Below are 19,768 nucleotides of genomic sequence, written 5' to 3' on the forward strand. Positions count from 1 at the left end.
TAGGTGCTTGGTTGGGTGTTCCGGCTTAGGTCGGACAAATGAATCAAGCGCTTGCACAAAGATGTAGTCAAGGAAACTTGAATATATCCGTCAAGCGAGTTTTAAGCAGAGATTAAACTGAAGAGTTTGATCCTGGCTCAGATTGAACGCTGGCGGCATGCCTTACACATGCAAGTCGAACGGCAGCACGGGAGCTTGCTCCTGGTGGCGAGTGGCGAACGGGTGAGTAATACATCGGAACGTACCCAGGAGTGGGGGATAACGTAGCGAAAGTTACGCTAATACCGCATATTCTGTGAGCAGGAAAGCGGGGGATCGCAAGACCTCGCGCTCTTGGAGCGGCCGATGTCGGATTAGCTAGTTGGTGAGGTAAAAGCTCACCAAGGCGACGATCCGTAGCAGGTCTGAGAGGATGATCTGCCACACTGGGACTGAGACACGGCCCAGACTCCTACGGGAGGCAGCAGTGGGGAATTTTGGACAATGGGGGCAACCCTGATCCAGCCATGCCGCGTGAGTGAAGAAGGCCTTCGGGTTGTAAAGCTCTTTCGGCGGGGAAGAAATGGCAACGGCTAATATCCGTTGTTGATGACGGTACCCGCATAAGAAGCACCGGCTAACTACGTGCCAGCAGCCGCGGTAATACGTAGGGTGCGAGCGTTAATCGGAATTACTGGGCGTAAAGCGTGCGCAGGCGGTTTCGTAAGACAGACGTGAAATCCCCGGGCTCAACCTGGGAACTGCGTTTGTGACTGCGAGGCTAGAGTACGGCAGAGGGGGGTAGAATTCCACGTGTAGCAGTGAAATGCGTAGAGATGTGGAGGAATACCGATGGCGAAGGCAGCCCCCTGGGTTAGTACTGACGCTCATGCACGAAAGCGTGGGGAGCAAACAGGATTAGATACCCTGGTAGTCCACGCCCTAAACGATGTCAACTAGGTGTTGGAAGGGTTAAACCTTTTAGTACCGCAGCTAACGCGTGAAGTTGACCGCCTGGGGAGTACGGCCGCAAGGTTAAAACTCAAAGGAATTGACGGGGACCCGCACAAGCGGTGGATGATGTGGATTAATTCGATGCAACGCGAAAAACCTTACCTACCCTTGACATGCCAGGAACTTTCCAGAGATGGATTGGTGCCCGAAAGGGAGCCTGGACACAGGTGCTGCATGGCTGTCGTCAGCTCGTGTCGTGAGATGTTGGGTTAAGTCCCGCAACGAGCGCAACCCTTGTCATTAATTGCCATCATTCAGTTGGGCACTTTAATGAGACTGCCGGTGACAAACCGGAGGAAGGTGGGGATGACGTCAAGTCCTCATGGCCCTTATGGGTAGGGCTTCACACGTCATACAATGGTCGGTACAGAGGGTTGCCAAGCCGCGAGGTGGAGCCAATCCCAGAAAGCCGATCGTAGTCCGGATCGCAGTCTGCAACTCGACTGCGTGAAGTCGGAATCGCTAGTAATCGCGGATCAGCATGTCGCGGTGAATACGTTCCCGGGTCTTGTACACACCGCCCGTCACACCATGGGAGTGGGTTCTACCAGAAGTAGTTAGCCTAACCGTAAGGAGGGCGATTACCACGGTAGGATTCATGACTGGGGTGAAGTCGTAACAAGGTAGCCGTATCGGAAGGTGCGGCTGGATCACCTCCTTTCTAGAGAAAAGCATCCTCCAAGCATCTACAACCTATCGGTTGTTCAAGTAACAGCATGAGGGAAAGGCCAGGAGCAGGAGTAGCGCGCAGGCGTACTGACTCCGGGTCCTCTACTGACCCTTCGATAAGAGAAGTTTGGGTCAGTAGCTCAGTCGGTTAGAGCACCGTCTTGATAAGGCGGGGGTCGTAGGTTCGATTCCTACCTGACCCACCAACGCTTCATCAGGCGGGGGCATAGCTCAGTTGGGAGAGCGCCAGCTTTGCAAGCTGGATGTCGTCGGTTCGATCCCGTCTGCCTCCACCAACCCCTTGGGTTGTCTGCAAGAGCTCATACGTAAGCACAGATGCTTAGGTCTGACCTCTTGGTCAATGCTGTTTGCTCTTTAACAAAATGGAGAAGGTTGTATATCTGGAGCCGAAACCAAGCCAGATATACATTGTGATTGCATCGTATCGCGTTACAGCTAGCGCGATACAAACACAAACTGAGTTGCTTATAACTGCCTCGGAAGAGGCCTCAAAGTTATAGGATCAAGCGACTAAGTGCATGTGGTGGATGCCTTGGCGATTACAGGCGATGAAGGACGTGCAAGCCTGCGAAAAGCTCTGGGGAGCTGGCAACGAAGCTTTGATCCAGAGATGTCCGAATGGGGAAACCCACTCCGCAAGGAGTATCCCTGACTGAATACATAGGTCAGTGGAGGCGAACCCGGTGAACTGAAACATCTAAGTAGCCGGAGGAAAAGAAATCAACCGAGATTCCCAAAGTAGTGGCGAGCGAAATGGGAATAGCCTGCAAGTGATAGCGAATCTGTTAGCGGAAGACTCTGGAAAGTGTCGCCGTAGTGGGTGATAGCCCCGTACGCGAAAACAGGATCGTGGTACTAAGTTTGCGACAAGTAGGGCGGGGCACGTGAAACCCTGTCTGAATATGGGGGGACCATCCTCCAAGGCTAAATACTCGTAATCGACCGATAGTGAACCAGTACCGTGAGGGAAAGGCGAAAAGAACCCCGGGAGGGGAGTGAAATAGATCCTGAAACCGCATGCATACAAACAGTGGGAGCCCCTTCGTGGGGTGACTGCGTACCTTTTGTATAATGGGTCAGCGACTTACGTTATGTTGCGAGCTTAACCGAGTAGGGAAGGCGTAGGGAAACCGAGTCTGATAAGGGCGTTAAGTAGCATGGCGTAGACCCGAAACCGGATGATCTATCCATGGCCAGGATGAAGGTGCGGTAACACGCACTGGAGGTCCGAACCCACTAACGTTGAAAAGTTAGGGGATGAGCTGTGGATAGGGGTGAAAGGCTAAACAAATCCGGAAATAGCTGGTTCTCTCCGAAAACTATTTAGGTAGTGCCTCAAGTATCACCTACGGGGGTAAAGCACTGTAATGGTTGAAGGGGTCATCGCGACTTACTTCGCCATAGCAAACTCTGAATACCGTAGAGTGCGAGCTTGGGAGACAGACATCGGGTGCTAACGTCCGGTGTCAAGAGGGAAACAACCCAGACCGCCGATTAAGGTCCCAAAGACATAGTTAAGTGGGAAACGAGGTGGGAAGGCTCAGACAGCCAGGAGGTTGGCTTAGAAGCAGCCATCCTTTAAAGAAAGCGTAATAGCTCACTGGTCGAGTCGTCCTGCGCGGAAGATGTAACGGGGCTCAAACTATGCACCGAAATCGCGGATATCCTTTGGATATGGTAGGAGAGCGTTCTGTAGGCCGTTGAAGGTGTCTCGTGAGGGATGCTGGAGGTATCAGAAGTGCGAATGCTGACATGAGTAGCGATAAAGGGAGTGAAAAGCTCCCTCGCCGAAAGCCCAAGGTTTCCTGCGCAACGTTCATCGGCGCAGGGTGAGTCGGCCCCTAAGGCGAGGCTGAAAAGCGTAGTCGATGGGAAACAGGTTAATATTCCTGTACCTCAATGTAATGCGATGGGGGGACGGAGAAGGTTAGGTCAGCCGGGTGTTGGACGTCCCGGTTTAAGCGTGTAGGCGTGCCCCTTAGGCAAATCCGGGGGGCTAAGCTGAGGCGTGATGACGAGCGCTCTTTGAGCGCGAAGTGATTGATACCAAGCTTCCAAGAAAAGCCTCTAAGCTTCAGTTACATTGGGACCGTACCGCAAACCGACACAGGTGGGCAGGATGAGAATTCTAAGGCGCTTGAGAGAACTCAGGAGAAGGAACTCGGCAAATTGGCACCGTAACTTCGGGATAAGGTGCGCCCCGGTAGGGTGTAGAGACTTGCTCTCGAAGCTCGATGGGGTTGCAGTGAAATGGTGGCTGCGACTGTTTAATAAAAACACAGCACTCTGCAAACACGAAAGTGGACGTATAGGGTGTGACGCCTGCCCGGTGCCGGAAGGTTAAGTGATGGGGTGCAAGCTCTTGATCGAAGCCCCGGTAAACGGCGGCCGTAACTATAACGGTCCTAAGGTAGCGAAATTCCTTGTCGGGTAAGTTCCGACCTGCACGAATGGCGTAACGATGGCCACACTGTCTCCTCCTGAGACTCAGCGAAATTGAAATGTTTGTGAAGATGCAATCTCCCCGCGGCTAGACGGAAAGACCCCATGAACCTTTACTGTAGCTTTGCATTGGACTTTGAACCGATCTGTGTAGGATAGGTGGGAGACTGTGAGACCAGGACGCTAGTTCTGGTGGAGTCGTCCTTGAAATACCACCCTGGTTTGTTTGAGGTTCTAACCATGGCCTGTGAATCCAGGTCTGGGACCGTGCATGGTAGGCAGTTTGACTGGGGCGGTCTCCTCCCAAAAGGTAACGGAGGAGTACGAAGGTACGCTAGGTACGGTCGGACATCGTGCTAATAGTGCAATGGCATAAGCGTGCTTGACTGCGAGACCCACAAGTCGAGCAGGTGCGAAAGCAGGTCATAGTGATCCGGTGGTTCTGTATGGAAGGGCCATCGCTCAACGGATAAAAGGTACTCTGGGGATAACAGGCTGATACCGCCCAAGAGTTCATATCGACGGCGGTGTTTGGCACCTCGATGTCGGCTCATCTCATCCTGGGGCTGTAGCCGGTCCCAAGGGTATGGCTGTTCGCCATTTAAAGAGGTACGTGAGCTGGGTTTAAAACGTCGTGAGACAGTTTGGTCCCTATCTGCCGTGGGCGCTGGAAGTTTGAGGGGGGCTGCTCCTAGTACGAGAGGACCGGAGTGGACGTACCCCTGGTGTACCGGTTGTGACGCCAGTCGCATCGCCGGGTAGCTAAGTACGGAAGAGATAACCGCTGAAAGCATCTAAGCGGGAAACTCGCCTCAAGATTAGACTTCCCCGGGGCTTCGAGCCCCCTAAAGGGTCGTGGAAGACCACCACGTTGATAGGTCGGGTGTGGAAGCGCAGTAATGCGTTAAGCTAACCGATACTAATTGCCCGTGCGGCTTGATCCTATAACTCTGAGATCAAAGCGCTTCAGTTTGAAACGCAATCACATTTAACCTTCTCCCATTTTGCGCTCGACGTCACTCGACGGCGAGCGAACAAGTTACGCTTGGCGGCCATAGCGCTCTGGACCCACCCCTTCCCATCCCGAACAGGACCGTGAAACAGAGTTGCGCCGATGATAGTGCATACTTCATGTGCGAAAGTAGGTCACCGCCAGGCTCCCCTTACAACACCCCAGCTACTATGTGGCTGGGGTGTTTCCATTTGTACCTCACTAAATTCCCCCCAACTCAAAAACGGCCTCCTGGTGACTTGAACTGTCGCAAGGGGAGCATTCGCAGTGAATTTATTTACCTCCTGATGGTCCATTTCCATCCACTAGCAATGGAAACCAACATGACATTAGGCAATGTTGAGGTAGATCATCTGACCCTGGGGGGAGGCTGTTTCTGGTGTCTGGAAGCGGTATTCCGTCGTTTGGATGGCGTACTGTCCGTGGAACCGGGCTATAGCGGTGGGCGCACCGAGGCCCCGGATTATGAGGCCGTATGCACCGGAACGACGGGTCACGCAGAGGTTGTACGGATTACCTTCGATCCAGTTCGAATTGGCTTTCAAGCCTTGCTACAGGTGTTTTTCAGTAGCCATGACCCCACCACTGTCAATCGACAAGGGCATGACATAGGCTCCCAGTACCGCTCGGTCATATTCTTCGCCAGTCCCCTGCAGGAAGCACTGGCAAAGCAGTTCATCGCTGACCTTCAGGCCCAGTGGCCCAGCCCCATCGTCACGGAATTGCTGCCTCTGGGGCCTTTCCATCAGGCGGAAGCGTATCATCGCGACTATTACGCGCGAAATTCCGATCACCCCTATTGCCAGCTGGTGATTGCGCCGAAGCTGCAGCAACTCAAGCGGGATTTTCCGGATCGCCTGAGCGCTGTCTGAGCAATAATTGCAGCCCGTTTTTCCCCTAACTTTCAGGAGACTTCATGAGTACTACCACCACTGCTTCCGGCCTGATCATTGAAGAACTGGTCCTGGGCGACGGCGTCGAAGCCAAGGCCGGCGACATCGTTACCGTGCATTACACCGGTTGGCTGACGGATGGCCAGAAGTTTGACTCATCCAAGGATCGCAATGATCCTTTCGAGTTCATGCTGGGGGCCCGCCACGTCATTGCCGGCTGGGATGAGGGGGTGCAGGGAATGAAGATCGGCGGGAGCCGCAAGCTCACCATTCCGCCGGAACTGGGCTATGGTGCCCGTGGTGCCGGCGGTGTAATCCCCCCCAATGCAACCCTGGTATTCGAAGTGGAGATGCTGGCCTGTCGTTAAGCTCGGTTAACCACCGATAAACGTCAGCAGGTCCCGGACGAAACGCTCCCTCTGCCACTGGTGGGGGGAGTGGTCCGTGCCTTCGTAGATGTGCAGAAGGGCCTGGGGTATACGGGCTGCGACATAGTATGCGGTGCTGCTGTGATAGAAGTTGCTCTCGCCGCCGTAAATCAGCAGAGCCGGAATGTGGATCTGCTGCAGCACATCCCGGTAATCCGCTTCCGTCAAACTCTGCCAGCAGGCAATCAAGGGTTTGGGCGGCAACTGACTTAACCATTCCCGAGCCTTGGCCCAGCCCTTGGCATTCTCTTCGTACTTTTCCCTGGCGCGCCGATTCAGGCCCAGGGCACCCAGGCGTAGCACGGCTTCAGGAAAGTCCTGTTCCAGTTCGTTGATGAAGGCGCTGGAGCGGTGCTCGTCAAAATCCCCATAAACACCGTGGGGCCAGTCTGCGGCCGTCACCAGCTTAGGTGACTGGTCGATCAGGCAAATTTTCCCCAGGCGCTCGCAGCCGTAATCGCGGATGTACTGCCACAGGGTCAGGGCACCCATGGAGTGGCCGACAGCCACCACCTCTTCCAAATCGTAGGTCTCCAGCAGATTACGCAAATCCCTGGCCATGCGCTGTACGGTCGGCGGGGCCGGCTGGCTCAGGGCGTGGCCGCCATGACCACGGGCGTCCCAACGCCACACCCGGTGGTGGGCGTTGAGGTCCTGCAGGAAGGGGAACCACTCCTGATGGCTGGACGTCCACCCGTGCAGCATCACAATCGGTGGCGTGCCGTCGCCGGAAACGTGCAGGTGGATCTTCTCGCCGTCGTCTGCAAAAAAATGGCTCATGGCTGACCGGTGCGTAGCGTTGAAAAAGGAATAAGGCGAGGCTCCCACAGAGTGGCTCGGGTGGCAATACGCCTCAGTACGGTGCTCCGCTACAATAACCCCACACTCAACAAGAATGATGGAGACCATGAACAACACCGAACTGGGATTGATCCCCTATGAGCAGGGTGTATATGCCCTGGAATCCGGCTATGGCCGCCCCCATCTGGCGGCCATTCATCTCATCGTGGATGAGGGGCGGGTGGCAGTCGTGGATACGGCCAACAATGCCTCCCTGCCCCGCGTCCAGTCGGCCTTGGCGGCATTGGGGCTGACGGCGGATTGCGTGGACTACGTGGTTCTCACCCACATCCATCTGGACCATGCGGGCGGTGCCGGGGCGTATATGCAGGCCTTCGACAATGCCCGTCTGGTGGTCCACCCCCGGGGCGCACGGCACATGGCCGAGCCGTCCAAGCTTTGGGCCGGCGTGGTGGCCGTCTATGGAGAGTCCCGGGCCCGGGACTTCTACGGGGAACTGATTCCGGTGCCCGCCGAGCGGATCATCGAGGCCGGCCACGGAACCTGCCTGCAGTTGGGTAATCGGGAACTGTTGTGCCTGGATTTGCCCGGCCATGCAAAGCATCATTTGGGGCTGGTGGATCGCAAGGGAGGCGGCATCTTTACCGGCGATACCTTCGGCTTGTCCTATCGAGAACTGGACCTCCAGGTTGGGGACGAACTGAAACAGTTCATCTTCCCCACCACGACACCGGTCCAGTTCGATCCGGCGGCCATGCATGCCTCCATCGACCTGCTGCTTTCCTTTGACCTGCCCTACATGTTCCTCACCCATTTCAGCCGGGTGCATGACGTCAAGCGCCTGGGGGCCGACCTGCATCGCCTGCTGGACGCCCACGTGGCGCTGGTCGAAGCCTTGGAAGGGAGCGGTCAGGTGCGCCAGGAAAAGCTGGTGGCCGGTCTCAACGACCTGCTGCTGGCAGAGGCGAAGCGCTACGGCTGGACCGTGCCGGAAGCGCAACTGCTGGAGATATTTGCCCTGGATATCGAGCTTAATGCCCAGGGCCTGGCCTTCTGGCTAGACAACCGCTAGGAGTCGGTTGGTCAGCCGATCAGGCGCCGTCGCCAGAAGGCCGCCAGCATGATGGTGGCGATGGCGCCCATCAGTCCCATGGCGAACCAGAATCCATCGGGGTGTTCCAGCCAGGGCATGACATGGAAGTTCATGCCGAAGACGCCGGCAATCAGGGTGGCCGGCATGAAAATGGTGGCCACCACGGTCAGTGCCCGAACCTCCATGTTCACCCGGTTGCTGACTGCGGAGAGGTAGACGTCCAGCAGGCCGGTCAGCAGGTCCCGCAGGTCCTCCAGGGACTCGATCAGATGGACGGTGTGATCGTAGACGTCGCGCAGGTAGAGCACCGTTTCCGCCCGGAAGAAACCGTCATGGCTGCGCAGCAGGACGTTGAGCACCTCCCGCAGGGGCCAGATGGCACGGCGCAGGGTGGTGATCTGCCGCTTGTGCCGGTGGATGGACTGCAACACCCCTGGCCGGGGGCGCCGGTTGATGAGGGAAGTCTCCAGAATTTCGGCATGGTCGCCCACCTGCTCGACCAGGGCGAAATAGCGATCCACCAGGGAGTCCAGCAGGGAATAGGCCAGATAGTCGGCGCCGAGGCGGCGAACCTGGTTGCGATTGGCCCGCAGCCGCTCCCGCAGGGCGCCAAAGGTGCCGGAGGGCCGCTCCTGGAAGGTGAGGACAAAATCCTTGCCCAGGATGATGCTGACCTGGTCGCTGGCCAGTTGGCGGCTGTGGGGCACGTAATCGAAGAGGCGTGCCACCAGGTAGAGATAGTCCTCGTAGTCGTCGACCTTGGGCCGCTGGTCGGTGTTGAGGATGTCTTCCAGCACCAGGGGGTGCAGGCCGAAACGTTTGCCGATGGCGGCCATCAGGTCCGGGTCCTGCAGGCCATAAACATTGAGCCAGAGAGTGCAGCCAGGGCGCCGGACTAGTCCGTCGATCTGCTCCCGGCTGCTCAACTCCTGCTCGTACAGACCGTTGCTGTCGTACTCGAGCAGCATCAGCGTGGGCGTGCTGGTCTTCACCTCGCCGAGATGGACCAGGCTGCCGGGCTCCAGCCCTGCCTTCTGGGAACGCAGTTTCTTGTCATGGCTCATGATGCAACCATGGTAGCAGCCCGGGCCCCGGGCAGCCAGGGAGCTGCGGCCTGGGGTATCATCGCCCGCCATGAACCAAATCGACTCCTCCCCCGATTACGAGCGCCGCTTCGGCGGCGTTGCCCGGCTCTACGGAACCCAGGCCCTGGCCCGCTTCCGGGCGGCCCATGTGTGCGTGGTCGGTATCGGCGGCGTTGGCTCCTGGAGCGTGGAAGCCCTGGCGCGCAGCGGGGTGGGGGGGCTGACCCTGATCGATCTGGACCATGTGGCCGAATCCAACGTGAACCGGCAGATCCATGCTCTGGAGGTCACCCTGGGCCAGGCGAAGATCGAGGCCATGGCCGAGCGGGTACGGCAGATCAATCCCGATTGCCGGCTGACCCTGGTGGACGACTTCGTCGAGCCCGACAACCTGGATGCCCTGTTCGGGGCCTTGCCGCCGGTGGATTATCTGGTGGATGCCATCGACGGGGTGCGGGCGAAAACCGCCATGCTGGCCTGGTGCCGGCGCCATGACTGGCCGGTGGTGACGGCCGGGGCGGCCGGCGGACAGATGGACCCGACCATGATCCGGGTTGCCGATCTCTCCCGTACCGTTCAGGACCCCCTGCTGGCCAAGGTGCGGGGCCAGTTGCGCAAGAGCCATGGCTTTCCCAAGGACCCGAAAAAGAAATTCGGCATTGACGCCGTTTATTCGGAAGAGCCCCTGCGTTACCCCGATACGGCCTGTTCGGCACCGGTCGGTGGCGGCGCAGCCGGCCTCAATTGCGCCGGCTTCGGTTCCGCCGTCACCGTGACCGCCAGCTTTGGTCTGGTGGCCGCCTCCGTCGTTCTGCGCCGGCTGGCCGCCTCCGTCTAGTCGGCCGCTTCCACCTGGCGCCGGATGACGGCGTTGAAGGGGGCGATCCATTCCGGGGCGAACTGCTTGTCGCAGGCGTTGACCTCGGCAATGGCCCGCAGCACGGAGCGGGTATGGCCCCTTTGGCCATGTTTCAGGGTGACCGCCTCGAAGGCATCCACAATGGCCAGGATCTTGGCCCCGTCGCAGATGTCCCTTTGCCCCAGGCCCCTGGGGTAACCGGCGCCGTCGGGCATTTCGTGGTGCTCCGCCACCATGCGGGCCGCTTCCTCCCAGCCTTCCATGCGCTGCAGCAGGCCGGCTCCCTGCAGCGGATGCTGACGCAGTTGCTGCTTTTCCTCGTCCGTCATGCGCCCCACCTTGAGCCAGACCGATTCGGGGACGAACATCATGCCAAGGTCGTGCATGTAGACCGCGGCTGCCAGCTGCACCGGGTCCACCGGCTTGCCTGCTTCCGCATTGGTGTCCAGGGCCAGTTTCAGCAGCCTGGCGCTGCGGCCCTTGAAGAGGGGGGAGCGGTTCTCGAACTGTTGGGCCAGGCTGCGGAAGAAGCGCAGGTCGTTGGCCAGATGTTCGTTGCTGCGCAGAACCGGCCGGGCCTGCCGCGGCGCAGTGCCGATGCTGGCGATGGGCTGGAAGCCGGTGACCGCCTCGATCAGTTCGGCACTGTACTGGTCCACTTCGGCCGGCTGGCAGCCGCCCAGGGCGTCGAGGCCTTGGATCAGCTTGTCCAGGCGCAGGTTTTCCACCGAGCGGCCGGCGCCAATGGCGTCGATGGCCAGCTCCAGGCGGTCCAGGGCCAGCAGCACGGCTTCGCCGATGAGCTCGGAGAACTGCAGCTGTCCTTCCCGCAGGCGGGAGAGGATGGATTCGATGGGATGGGCGATGCGCACCGCCAGGTCCAGCTTGCACAGGGCGGCATCGCCCTTGATGGTGTGTACGGCGCGGAAGAGATCGGCCAGTACGGCCCGGTCCTCCGGGGCATTCTTCAACCGGCCGATGTCTCGCTCGATGGCTGGGATGTGGTCCCCCAGGGCATCCACGAAGTCCTGGAAAATTTCCGGGTCCGGGATCAGCGGGTTCAGCGTCTTGACGTTGCTCATGCGTAGTCTCCCCCTCTTGTTTGTTGGTATCAGTTTAATCCAGGCAGCAGCGCCCACCAGGGAAAAGTGCGGCTTATGGCATATCCGCAATTTTTAATGTGCATCAAAATGGCGGTGCACTTCAAAATGGATAATAACCGTACGTTTTATATGGATTAAGTGATGCCTCTGATGCCCTGGCTGCCCCAGTACGACCTGGGCTGCGCTCCCATGGATCACACCCACAAGGAGTTCGTGGAGTGGATCAACCGCCTGGCCGAAATTGCCGATGACCAGTTCCTGGACGGCTTCGACCAGTTCCTGGCCCACACCGTGGATCATTTCGAGCAGGAAGACCGCTGGATGGAGGCCTCCAACTTTCTTCCCATCCACTGCCATATGGATGAGCATCGGCGAGTCCTGCAGACCCTGCAGAGCATCCGCCGCTTCGTCAGCCGGGGCGACATTTCCATCGGGCGCAAGGCCGTGGCGGAACTGGTGGACTGGTTCACCACCCATGCCGCCACCATGGATACGGCCCTGGCCGTGCATATGCGCAACGTGGGTTACGCTCCCGTTCCGCTGGCGGCCTGAAGCGCCGCCTATCCTTTCTCTTCCCCGCCCTGCGGACGGGGCTGCCAGCATCAGTGGCGAAAGCGTTTGGCCGTTTTTTCGCCGGTCACGGGCATGTCGCTTTCTGCCAGACCGGAAACCTGGGCAAAGCAGCCATCCAGCGGACACTCCCTCCCCGGCGGGCAGCCGTGCTCCAAGGCGCACTGCCGTTGAGTCTGATCGGTCAGGACCATTTCGTGGACCGCTTCGCAGCGGCCGATGGAGCCATCGAAGAAGCTCATGACGTTCTCCTTAGCGTTCATGCCGGGGGGAAATCCCTACTTCGAGTATAGGCATCCGGCACCGCGTTTGCCGGGAAAAAGCTCGTAATCTCCGATATTTAGGAGTACAGTACGCCCTTCCCGTTGGAAGCCCCCATGTTGCGTATCGTCTGCATCGCGCTTCTTCTTTCCCTGACTGCCTGTGGCTTGGCCGACACCGCCACCACGGCTGCAGCAGGCGGAGCCGCCAAGGCTCAGGAAGTTCAGCAGGCCAAAGAGACCCAGGAAAAGCTGCAGGGACAGCTGGAACAGGCGGGTCGGCAGGGGCAGGAACGGGTTGATGCCGCAGAGCGGGAAGCGCGTTAAGGCGCTTTGATCCTCGCGGTTGTGGCCGTCGGGCCGGAGACATCCGTCTTCGGGGTTCGGCGGAAGTGGGCGCCTCGGCTTTTCCGGGGCTTGGTCGGGTCAATGATGACCCCAAATTGGCTGGCGATTCCCTGCGCTTGACCTGAGCTGCCTCGAGCGGCTCCACCTCATTACTGGAAGCTCCATGACATCCTCTGTCGACACCTTTGCCCAATTGGGCCTCTCCGAACCCATTCTGCAGGCATTGACCGATGTGGGTTATGAAACCCCGTCCTCCATCCAGGCCGAATGCATTCCCCTGCTGATGGAAGGCAAGGACCTGCTGGGCATGGCCCAGACCGGCACCGGCAAGACCGCCGCCTTCGCCCTGCCCCTGCTGCAGAAGCTGGACGTGACCCAGCGTTTCCCCCAGGCCCTGGTCCTGGCCCCCACCCGCGAGCTGGCCATTCAGGTGGCCGAGGCCTGTCAGAAATACGCCAAGCACCTGCCCGGCTTCCACGTGCTGCCCATTTACGGCGGCCAGAGCCTGGGTATCCAGCTGAAGCAGCTGCAGCGCGGCGCCCACGTCATCATCGGCACCCCGGGCCGGGTCATGGACCACCTGGAGCGCAAGAGCCTGGACCTGTCCCGCCTGAAGACCCTGGTGCTGGACGAGGCCGACGAAATGCTGCGCATGGGCTTCATCGACGACGTCGAGTGGATCCTCGAGCACATTCCCGCCGAGCGCCAGACCGCCCTGTTCTCCGCCACCATGCCGGAGCAGATCCGCCGTGTCGCCCAGAAGTACCTGCGCGATCCCCAGGAAGTGAAGATCAAGTCCGCCACCAGCACCGTCTCCGCCATCCAGCAGCGCTACTGGCAGGTTTCCGGCCTGCACAAGCTGGATGCCCTGACCCGCATCATGGAAGTGGAAGACAGCCTGGACGCCGCCATCATCTTCGTGCGCACCAAGACCGCCACCGAAGAGCTGGCCCAGAAGCTGGAAGCCCGGGGCTACGCCGCTGCCGCCCTCAACGGCGACATGAACCAGGCCAGCCGCGAGCGTGTCATCGAGCAGCTGAAGAGCGGCGGCCTGGACATCGTCATCGCCACCGACGTGGCCGCCCGCGGCATCGACGTGCCCCGTGTCAGCCACGTCATCAACTACGACATTCCCTACGACGTCGAAGCCTATGTGCACCGTATCGGTCGCACCGGCCGCGCCGGCCGTACCGGCACCGCCATCCTCTTCGTTTCCCCCCGGGAAATGCGCATGCTGCGCACCATCGAAAAGGTGACGCGCCAGAACATCTCCCCCCTGCGTCTGCCCACCAAGCAGGACGTAGCCGACCGCCGCGTCGCCCAGTTCAAGCAGCAGGTCATCAAGACCCTGGAAGCCGGCGAGCTGTCCTTCTTTGAAGAGGTGGTGACCCAGATCGAGGAAGAGGCCAATGTGGGCGCCCACGAAGTGGCCGCCGCCCTGGCTTTCCTGGTGCAGAAGTCCCGCCCCCTGCTGATGCCGGAAAAGGAAGTGCGCAGCTTCGAGGCCGACTCGGCCGAGGGCCGCCCCGAGCGCAAGGAACGTTTCGAGCGTCCCGAACGGGGCGAGCGTTTCGAACGCAAGGAGCGTCCGGAGCGGGGTGAGCGCCTCGAGCGGACCGATGCCAAGAAGGGCAAGGGCCGGGATCTGGGCAACGTCGGCAACATGGTGCGCTACCGCATCGAGGTGGGCCGCAACCAGGGCGCCACGCCCAAGGACATCGTCGGCTGCATCGCCAACGAAGCCGACATCCAGAGCCGCTACATCGGCCACATTGCCCTGTTCGACGAGTACTCCACTGTGGAGCTGCCGGACAGCCTGCCCAAGGATGCCCTGATGCTGCTCAAGGAAGTGGAGATCAAGCAGTGTCCCCTGCTCATCCATCGTCTCGACGGCGAATCCGAGGTGATCGCTCCGCCCCGTCGCAAGTGGGGCGGCGATGTGGACGGCAACCGCGCTCCCCGCGGTGCGGCTCCCGGCGGCAAGGGCGGCTTCAGCAAGCCCGGTTTCGGCAACAAGAAGCCCGGCGGCACCGGCGGCTTCGGCGGCAACAAGCCGCCGGCCAAGCGCCGCGCGCCGCGGGAAGGCTGAGGCCTGAACCGTACCCGGCCCAGCCGGGAGCAAAACAGAAGGGGCGCCGCGGCGCCCCTTTTTTCATGGCAGAAAAACTGCCGTCAGCCCTTGCTGGAAGTGCACATCAGGGTGGCTTCGCCCTCGATCACCGGCTTGCCGCCGACGGTGCAGACGGTGTCCAGCACCACCCGCTTCTTCTCCACCAGGACTTCCTTGACCGTGACCGTGGCGGTGACGGTGTCGCCGGGGCGCACCGGCGCCTTGAACTTCAGGGTCTGGCCCAGGTAGATGCTGCCGGGGCCGGGCAGGCGGGTGCCGAGCACGGCGGAGATGAAACCGACGGACAGCATGCCGTGGGCAATGCGTCCGCCGAACATGGTGGTCTTGGCGAATTCCTCGTTCATGTGCACCGCATTGGTGTCCATGGTGATGCCGGCGAAGAGGACGATGTCCGCTTCGGTCACGGTCTTGGCGGTGCTGGCACTCATGCCGGGTTGCAGGTCTTCGATGTTGTAGCCGTTCAGTGCATTCATCCAGTTTCTCCGGTTATTGTCATGGTGATTCGCGGGGCTCGCCCGATGGTGCCTCCCGAGCCCATGCAGCCATGATAACGCTGGCATGTGACAAAAAGTTTTGCTGTGCAGCATGGCGACCGGCCCCATCGGCTGCCTTGCCGGGCGGCGGCACTTCTTGCCGCACGCTGGTGCCCAGGAAATACCGGGTTTCCCCGGCACCGTGCCGGAGATGGCGTCCCTATTGGCTCTCCGGGTAATGCCGGGAACCGGCCGGAAAACGGGCCTGTTTTTTGCAATACTGGGATCAGGATCAACGGGGGCCTTTTCCCCGAAGGAGGTCATATGTCGATCGACGGAACATCGGATGCGGGCCGGGATCTGGCCCTGCGCATCGCCACTTTCAAGGCCCAGACCCTGTCTGAACTGACCGGCGGCGGCAAGACCGGCAGCAGCGAGGGCTTCGGCGCCCTGCTTTCCAGCCTTAAAGGCGGCGCTGCCGCGGTCGAGTCTGCCGCCGGCAGCAGCGGCGTCCAGGGGCTCTCGCCCACCGGACGCAACGAGGCCCTGTTCGACCCGGAGTCGGCCTATCGCATGATGAGCGAGATCAACTACCGGAACGTGCTCTACAAGGGCCAGTTCGCTGAGCTGAGCCAGATGCAGACATCCCTGGAGACGGTGGCCGCAGCCGGCACTGCCCTGGGAAGCGTCGATGCCGGCAGCAGCGATGAAGCCATCCGCCAGAAGCTGGCGCAGTTCGTCAGCGACTACAACGCCTGGCGCACCGGCTTCGACGAAGACATGCAGCAGGGTGGCATCCTGGCCGACACCCAGGCGGCCCAGGTGGCCGGCTACGAGCTGGAGCAGAGCGTGGAGAATCCCTTCAATGGCGCCGACCTGGGACTGCGGGGTATGCCTGATCTGGGCTTGAGCATCGATCCGGTGACCAAGCAGGCGGTGCTGGACGAGGCCGCCCTGAGCCGTGCCCTGCAGCAGAACCGGGAAGGGGTGGTGGCGACGGTGCAGCAGTTCAGCGGCAACTTCGTCAAATCGGCCGAGCTGCTGACCTCCTCCAACAACTTCTTCGATCGCCAGCTGGACAACCTGAGCCGGGCTATCACCTATATCGCCGACAACCAGTCCTCCCTGCAGCAGGAATTCGGCCTGGGCGACACCTATCAGCCGAAGGGCAAGCTGGCGGCGGCCCTGGCGGCCTACGAGCGGATGCTGGCCTAGGCCAGCTCGCCGACGATGGCACCGAGGCGGCGCAGGGCGGCGTCGATGGCCGGGGTATAGGGGGCGCCGCAGTTGAGGCGGAGATAGCCGTCGAAGCGGTTGGAGTTGGAGAACATCAGCCCCGGCGCAATGAAAATGCCTTCGCCCAGGGCCCGTTCAAAAACCTCCCGGGACGAGACGCCCGGCGGCAGCTGCACCCACAGGGCCAGCCCGCCCTGGGGCCGGGCGGCCAGGGTGCCGGCAGGAAAATACTCGAGCACCGCCTCCGTGGTGCGCCGGCGCTGGCTGCCGAGGGCCGCCCGCAGGCGCCGCAGGTGGCGGTCATAGGCGCTGGAGCCCATGAAGTCGGCGGCCACCAGCTGCCCCAGGGCCTCGTTCTGGCGGCTCTGGGCGTACTTCAGCATTTCCACCCGGGCCTGCCAGCGGCCGGCGCTGATCCAGCCCAGGCGCAGCCCCGGCGCCAGCACCTTGTGCAGTGAGGCGCAGTGGATGACGCCGCCTTGCCGGTCCCAGTGCTTGAGGGCCGGCAGCACCGTATCGTCCTCCCCCAGGGGGCTGTAGGTGTCGTCCTCGATCAGGGCAATGCCCCGCTCGGCGCAGAGGCCCACCAGCCGCGCCTTGTGGGCCTCGGGCATGGTGCAGCCGAGGGGATTCTGCAGGTGGGGCACCACCACCAGGGCGGCGATGGGGCCGTAATGGTCGCAGGCCAGTTCCAGGGCCTCCAGGGACAGGCCGGTCTGGGGGCTGGTGGGAATTTCCAGAGCCTTCAGGCCTAGGGTTTCCAGCACCTGCAGCAGCCCGTAGAAGGTGGGCGATTCCACCGCCACCGTGTCGCCGGGCTGGGTCACGGCCCGCAGGGCCAGATTGAGGGCCTCCATGCAGCCCTGGGTGACGACGATCTCCTCCGCCCCCAGGTTCATGCCCGCGTCCAGGGCGCGCCGGGCCAGCACCTGCAGGAAGTCGGGGCAGCCGTTGGGCGGCGGGGCGCTGACCAGCAGGTCGGGATGGCGCCGCAGGGCCCGGGCCGCCGCCAGGCGCAGGGCCTCGCCCGGATACAGTTCGGGGGCGCTGCGGGCGCTGGAAAAATTTACCCTGACCGGCTGCTGGCGGCCCCGGGCGATGATTTCCGAGACCCGGCCGTGGATGCCGACGAACTGGGCCGGGTCCGGCAACTGGCCGGCCCGGGGCTCGCTCGGCAGGGGCCCGGCGGGGCGGGCGGGGCGGCGGACGAAATTGCCGGAACGGGGCCGCGCCTCCAGCCAGCCTTCCTGTTCCAGCTGGCGGCACACCTGCACCGCCGTGCTCAGGCTGACGCCGTGGCGGCCCATGAGGGCGCGCACCGAGGGAAAGCGGTCGCCCACCAGCAGGGAGCCGTGGGCGATGGCCTCCCGGTAATGGGCGGCGAGACGCTGGTAGAGGGGGAGGGCGGTGTCCATGGCCCATGTTCTCCTGTGGCGGGGGCGGCGGCCAGATATAGATGGCCGGGATTCGCACCATAACAGATGGCGAAAGCCGGTGTCTGTAGCGGTTCTCCCGGGCAGCGCCTGTGCCTGCCGCGCCGATGGGGCTCTCTCTAGCATGGAGGCCGTCCCATCAACTCGCGGAGAACGGTCATGGAATCGAGACAGGTAAGCCAGCAACAGGTGCAACGGGAGCCGCAAGGGCAGGAGCAGGCCCAGTCCATCGACCTGGCCGCCGGCATGGTGATGCAACTGGCGGTGCAGCCCGGCTGCCGCCTGTGGGTGGCGGCCGGGCGGGTGACGGTGCAGGGGCCGCCCCGCTGGCTGGGGGCCCGGGTGTGGTGGCCGCAGCGGCGCCTGGGGGCGGAAGAATGGTGCGACTGGTCGGAACACGGCGTTCTCGAGCTGCGGGGCGAGGATGGCGGCGCCACGCTGCTGTGGTGGCAGCCCGAGACCTACTCCCTATCTCTGCCTTGGCGGCGCGCCTACGGGGCGATCTGCGCCTGGCTGTCGCAGGCGCTGCCGGCGGCGATCCAGCGCCGGGTCAGGCGCCGTACCATGCCTTCGGCCCAGGCCGGCAGCCCCGGCCAGTAATGGCGGGGGCGGCGCAGCAGGCCGCAGCGGTAGCAGGCTTCCTCCGCCAGCCATTCCAGGGCCGGGCAGGGGCCCTGCCGTCGGCGGAAGCGCAGCCTGGCCAGGGGGCAGGTCTCGGCCGCGCAGCAGACGCCGCAACCGTTGCAGGGCTGGCCGGCGTCGGGCTTGGGCGGTGCCTTGAGGTGCAGGTGGATGGTCTGGGTGTCCATGGTCGGGGCGGCTTGCTGGAGGAACTGCCTGCAGCGGGCGGCGTCCAACGGCTTCCTCAACGTGGGAAGGAGTGGTCCATGCAAAAGTGGTGCGCGAGTGTGTTGGCCGTGCTGCTGGCGGCTGTCAGTGTATCGGCCCTGGCCTGTCCTGGCGACAAGGCCAAGGATGAGGGCAAGCAGATGAGCACGCCGGCCAAGCCCAAGGGCTGAGGTCCGCCTCGGCCAGGAGAAGGCGCCTGCGGGCGCCTTTTTTTATCGGCCCTTGGCGGGGGCCAGGAACAGTTCCGGATCCACCGCCGTGCCGTTGAGGAACACGGCCCAGTGCAGGTGGGGACCGGTGACCCGGCCGGTGGCGCCGACGGCGCCCAGCTGTTCGCCCTGGGCCACCCGCTGGCCTTCCTTCACGTCCACGCGGGAGAGGTGCATGTGGGCGCTGATCAGGCCCTGGCCATGGTCCACGAACACGGTGTTGCCGTTGAAGAAGAAGTCGTCCGTGTTGACCACGGTGCCGGGGGCGGCGGCCCGCACCGGGGCGCCGCTGCCCGCGGCCACGTCGAGGCCGGCATGGGGGCGGCGCGGCTCGCCGTTGAAAAAGCGGCGCAGGCCGAAGCGGGAGGAGAGGCGCCCGTCGGCGGGCAGGCGGAAGGCGGTGACCGGCGCCGTGGCGGCGAAGTGGCGCTTGAGGCGGTCCTGGATTTCCTGCTCCCGGGCGATGCGCAGCTCGTCTTCCGGCGTCGGATTGACGTGGCGCGGGTTGCGCACGGTCAGGCGCTGCACCGGATAGTCCTTGGCCCGCACCTCCACCTCGGCCGTGGCTGCGTCGCTGCCTTCCAGACGCAGGCTGAGGCGCCCCGGCGGCATTTCCAGGGGAATGCCGAGCAGGGCCAGCCAGCGGCCCTCTTCCCGCACCACGGCCAGGGGCGTGTCACCGAAGAAGGCCCTGGGCGCCTTGCCGGCAGGGGCCTGCAGTGGCACCACCGCCACCCCGCCGGGAACCGGCAGATGGCGCGGCGCCGCCAGGGCGGGCCAGGCGGCGAGGGCCAGGAGGGGCAGCAGGAGGCGTTTCATGGGAGGTCCGGAAGGAGAGGAAAAAGGCCGGGAGTGGTGCG

The 19,768-nt window shown here is 62.0% G+C and carries 18 protein-coding genes, 2 tRNA genes and 3 rRNA genes; 15 read left to right on the forward strand and 8 right to left on the reverse strand.

The features are described 5' to 3' along the window. Positions 1 to 114: 114 nt before the first annotated feature. The 7 genes from AC3QLZ_RS13715 to AC3QLZ_RS13745 all read left to right on the forward strand — a co-directional run bounded on the left by AC3QLZ_RS13715 (position 115) and on the right by AC3QLZ_RS13745 (position 6,398). A 16S ribosomal RNA gene (locus AC3QLZ_RS13715) occupies positions 115 to 1,654 on the forward strand. 137 nt (positions 1,655 to 1,791) lie between these two features. Beyond that, positions 1,792 to 1,868 (forward strand) — tRNA-Ile (locus tag AC3QLZ_RS13720). Positions 1,869 to 1,882: 14 nt separating this feature from the next. After that, positions 1,883 to 1,958 (forward strand) — tRNA-Ala (locus AC3QLZ_RS13725). A gap of 225 nt (positions 1,959 to 2,183) precedes the next feature. Continuing rightward, positions 2,184 to 5,069 (forward strand): 23S ribosomal RNA (locus AC3QLZ_RS13730). A 100-nt stretch (positions 5,070 to 5,169) separates the two neighbouring features. Next, positions 5,170 to 5,283 (forward strand): 5S ribosomal RNA (gene rrf / locus AC3QLZ_RS13735). Together the 16S, 23S and 5S rRNA genes with 2 tRNA genes alongside form the textbook arrangement of a ribosomal RNA operon. A gap of 165 nt (positions 5,284 to 5,448) precedes the next feature. Then, the gene (msrA, locus tag AC3QLZ_RS13740; protein ID WP_238526340.1) at positions 5,449 to 6,009 is read left to right on the forward strand and encodes a peptide-methionine (S)-S-oxide reductase MsrA; all 561 of its coding nucleotides are present in this window, start codon (positions 5,449 to 5,451) and stop codon (positions 6,007 to 6,009) included. A gap of 44 nt (positions 6,010 to 6,053) precedes the next feature. Then, complete coding sequence (locus AC3QLZ_RS13745; RefSeq protein ID WP_014236438.1) at positions 6,054 to 6,398, forward strand: FKBP-type peptidyl-prolyl cis-trans isomerase; 345 nt, start codon at positions 6,054 to 6,056, stop codon at positions 6,396 to 6,398. A gap of 6 nt (positions 6,399 to 6,404) precedes the next feature. Here the strand turns inward: AC3QLZ_RS13745 and AC3QLZ_RS13750 are convergent, their stop codons facing one another. Continuing rightward, on the reverse strand, positions 6,405 to 7,367 hold the full coding sequence (locus tag AC3QLZ_RS13750) for an alpha/beta fold hydrolase (RefSeq protein WP_492783259.1): 963 nt from the start codon (positions 7,365 to 7,367) through the stop codon (positions 6,405 to 6,407). Between AC3QLZ_RS13750 and AC3QLZ_RS13755 the strand changes: the two genes are divergently transcribed. Beyond that, the gene (locus tag AC3QLZ_RS13755; RefSeq protein ID WP_014236440.1) at positions 7,366 to 8,331 is read left to right on the forward strand and encodes an MBL fold metallo-hydrolase; all 966 of its coding nucleotides are present in this window, start codon (positions 7,366 to 7,368) and stop codon (positions 8,329 to 8,331) included. The genes AC3QLZ_RS13750 and AC3QLZ_RS13755 overlap by 2 nt on opposite strands. An 11-nt stretch (positions 8,332 to 8,342) precedes the next feature. On the opposite strand, the gene corA is transcribed toward AC3QLZ_RS13755, so the two are convergent. Next, positions 8,343 to 9,416: a magnesium/cobalt transporter CorA gene (gene corA / locus AC3QLZ_RS13760; protein ID WP_014236441.1), complete on the reverse strand. Its 1,074-nt coding sequence runs from the start codon at positions 9,414 to 9,416 to the stop codon at positions 8,343 to 8,345. A 70-nt stretch (positions 9,417 to 9,486) separates the two neighbouring features. Between corA and tcdA the strand changes: the two genes are divergently transcribed. Then, positions 9,487 to 10,275, forward strand: a complete 789-nt coding sequence (tcdA, locus tag AC3QLZ_RS13765) for a tRNA cyclic N6-threonylcarbamoyladenosine(37) synthase TcdA (RefSeq protein WP_014236442.1) — start codon at positions 9,487 to 9,489, stop codon at positions 10,273 to 10,275. Here the strand turns inward: tcdA and AC3QLZ_RS13770 are convergent. Further along, the gene (locus AC3QLZ_RS13770; RefSeq protein WP_014236443.1) at positions 10,272 to 11,378 is read right to left on the reverse strand and encodes an HD-GYP domain-containing protein; all 1,107 of its coding nucleotides are present in this window, start codon (positions 11,376 to 11,378) and stop codon (positions 10,272 to 10,274) included. The two genes, tcdA and AC3QLZ_RS13770, sit on opposite strands and share 4 nt — an antisense overlap. Before the next feature lie 162 nt (positions 11,379 to 11,540). Here AC3QLZ_RS13770 and AC3QLZ_RS13775 point away from each other — a divergent pair, with 162 nt between their 5' ends. Continuing rightward, positions 11,541 to 11,951 carry a hemerythrin domain-containing protein gene (locus AC3QLZ_RS13775; RefSeq protein ID WP_014236444.1) on the forward strand — a complete coding sequence of 137 codons (411 nt, stop codon included), beginning with the start codon at positions 11,541 to 11,543 and terminating at the stop codon, positions 11,949 to 11,951. A gap of 50 nt (positions 11,952 to 12,001) precedes the next feature. On the opposite strand, the gene AC3QLZ_RS13780 is transcribed toward AC3QLZ_RS13775, so the two are convergent. Continuing rightward, entirely contained in the window at positions 12,002 to 12,211 is a 210-nt protein-coding gene (locus tag AC3QLZ_RS13780; RefSeq protein WP_014236445.1) for a hypothetical protein, read from the reverse strand. A gap of 135 nt (positions 12,212 to 12,346) precedes the next feature. On the opposite strand from AC3QLZ_RS13780, the gene AC3QLZ_RS13785 reads away from it, so the two are divergent. Beyond that, positions 12,347 to 12,556, forward strand: a complete 210-nt coding sequence (locus AC3QLZ_RS13785) for a hypothetical protein (protein ID WP_014236446.1) — start codon at positions 12,347 to 12,349, stop codon at positions 12,554 to 12,556. Positions 12,557 to 12,740: 184 nt separating this feature from the next. Next, positions 12,741 to 14,666, forward strand: a complete 1,926-nt coding sequence (locus AC3QLZ_RS13790; RefSeq protein WP_014236447.1) for a DEAD/DEAH box helicase — start codon at positions 12,741 to 12,743, stop codon at positions 14,664 to 14,666. Positions 14,667 to 14,749: 83 nt separating this feature from the next. Here AC3QLZ_RS13790 and AC3QLZ_RS13795 read toward each other — a convergent pair whose 3' ends face one another. After that, complete coding sequence (locus AC3QLZ_RS13795) at positions 14,750 to 15,181, reverse strand: MaoC family dehydratase (RefSeq protein ID WP_014236448.1); 432 nt, start codon at positions 15,179 to 15,181, stop codon at positions 14,750 to 14,752. A 324-nt stretch (positions 15,182 to 15,505) separates the two neighbouring features. Between AC3QLZ_RS13795 and AC3QLZ_RS13800 the strand changes: the two genes are divergently transcribed. Next, positions 15,506 to 16,396, forward strand: a complete 891-nt coding sequence (locus AC3QLZ_RS13800) for a flagellar filament capping protein FliD (RefSeq protein WP_014236449.1) — start codon at positions 15,506 to 15,508, stop codon at positions 16,394 to 16,396. Here the strand turns inward: AC3QLZ_RS13800 and AC3QLZ_RS13805 are convergent. Further along, a complete protein-coding gene (locus AC3QLZ_RS13805) occupies positions 16,393 to 17,832 on the reverse strand; it encodes an aminotransferase-like domain-containing protein (RefSeq protein WP_014236450.1) in 1,440 nt (479 codons plus the stop codon). The genes AC3QLZ_RS13800 and AC3QLZ_RS13805 overlap by 4 nt on opposite strands. 177 nt (positions 17,833 to 18,009) lie before the next feature. Here AC3QLZ_RS13805 and AC3QLZ_RS13810 point away from each other — a divergent pair, with 177 nt between their 5' ends. Continuing rightward, positions 18,010 to 18,450, forward strand: coding sequence for a hypothetical protein (locus tag AC3QLZ_RS13810; RefSeq protein WP_014236451.1), 441 nt, complete (start codon positions 18,010 to 18,012; stop codon positions 18,448 to 18,450). Here AC3QLZ_RS13810 and AC3QLZ_RS13815 read toward each other — a convergent pair. Then, positions 18,342 to 18,659 carry a hypothetical protein gene (locus AC3QLZ_RS13815; RefSeq protein ID WP_043798884.1) on the reverse strand — a complete coding sequence of 106 codons (318 nt, stop codon included), beginning with the start codon at positions 18,657 to 18,659 and terminating at the stop codon, positions 18,342 to 18,344. The two genes, AC3QLZ_RS13810 and AC3QLZ_RS13815, sit on opposite strands and share 109 nt — an antisense overlap. A gap of 78 nt (positions 18,660 to 18,737) precedes the next feature. Between AC3QLZ_RS13815 and AC3QLZ_RS13820 the strand changes: the two genes are divergently transcribed. Further along, positions 18,738 to 18,869, forward strand: a complete 132-nt coding sequence (locus tag AC3QLZ_RS13820; protein ID WP_014236453.1) for a hypothetical protein — start codon at positions 18,738 to 18,740, stop codon at positions 18,867 to 18,869. 42 nt (positions 18,870 to 18,911) lie between these two features. On the opposite strand, the gene AC3QLZ_RS13825 is transcribed toward AC3QLZ_RS13820, so the two are convergent. Then, the gene (locus AC3QLZ_RS13825; protein ID WP_014236454.1) at positions 18,912 to 19,727 is read right to left on the reverse strand and encodes a M23 family metallopeptidase; all 816 of its coding nucleotides are present in this window, start codon (positions 19,725 to 19,727) and stop codon (positions 18,912 to 18,914) included. Between the last annotated feature and the right edge of the window lie 41 nt (positions 19,728 to 19,768).

Source organism: Azospira sp. MPR-LB4 (assembly GCF_058809525.1).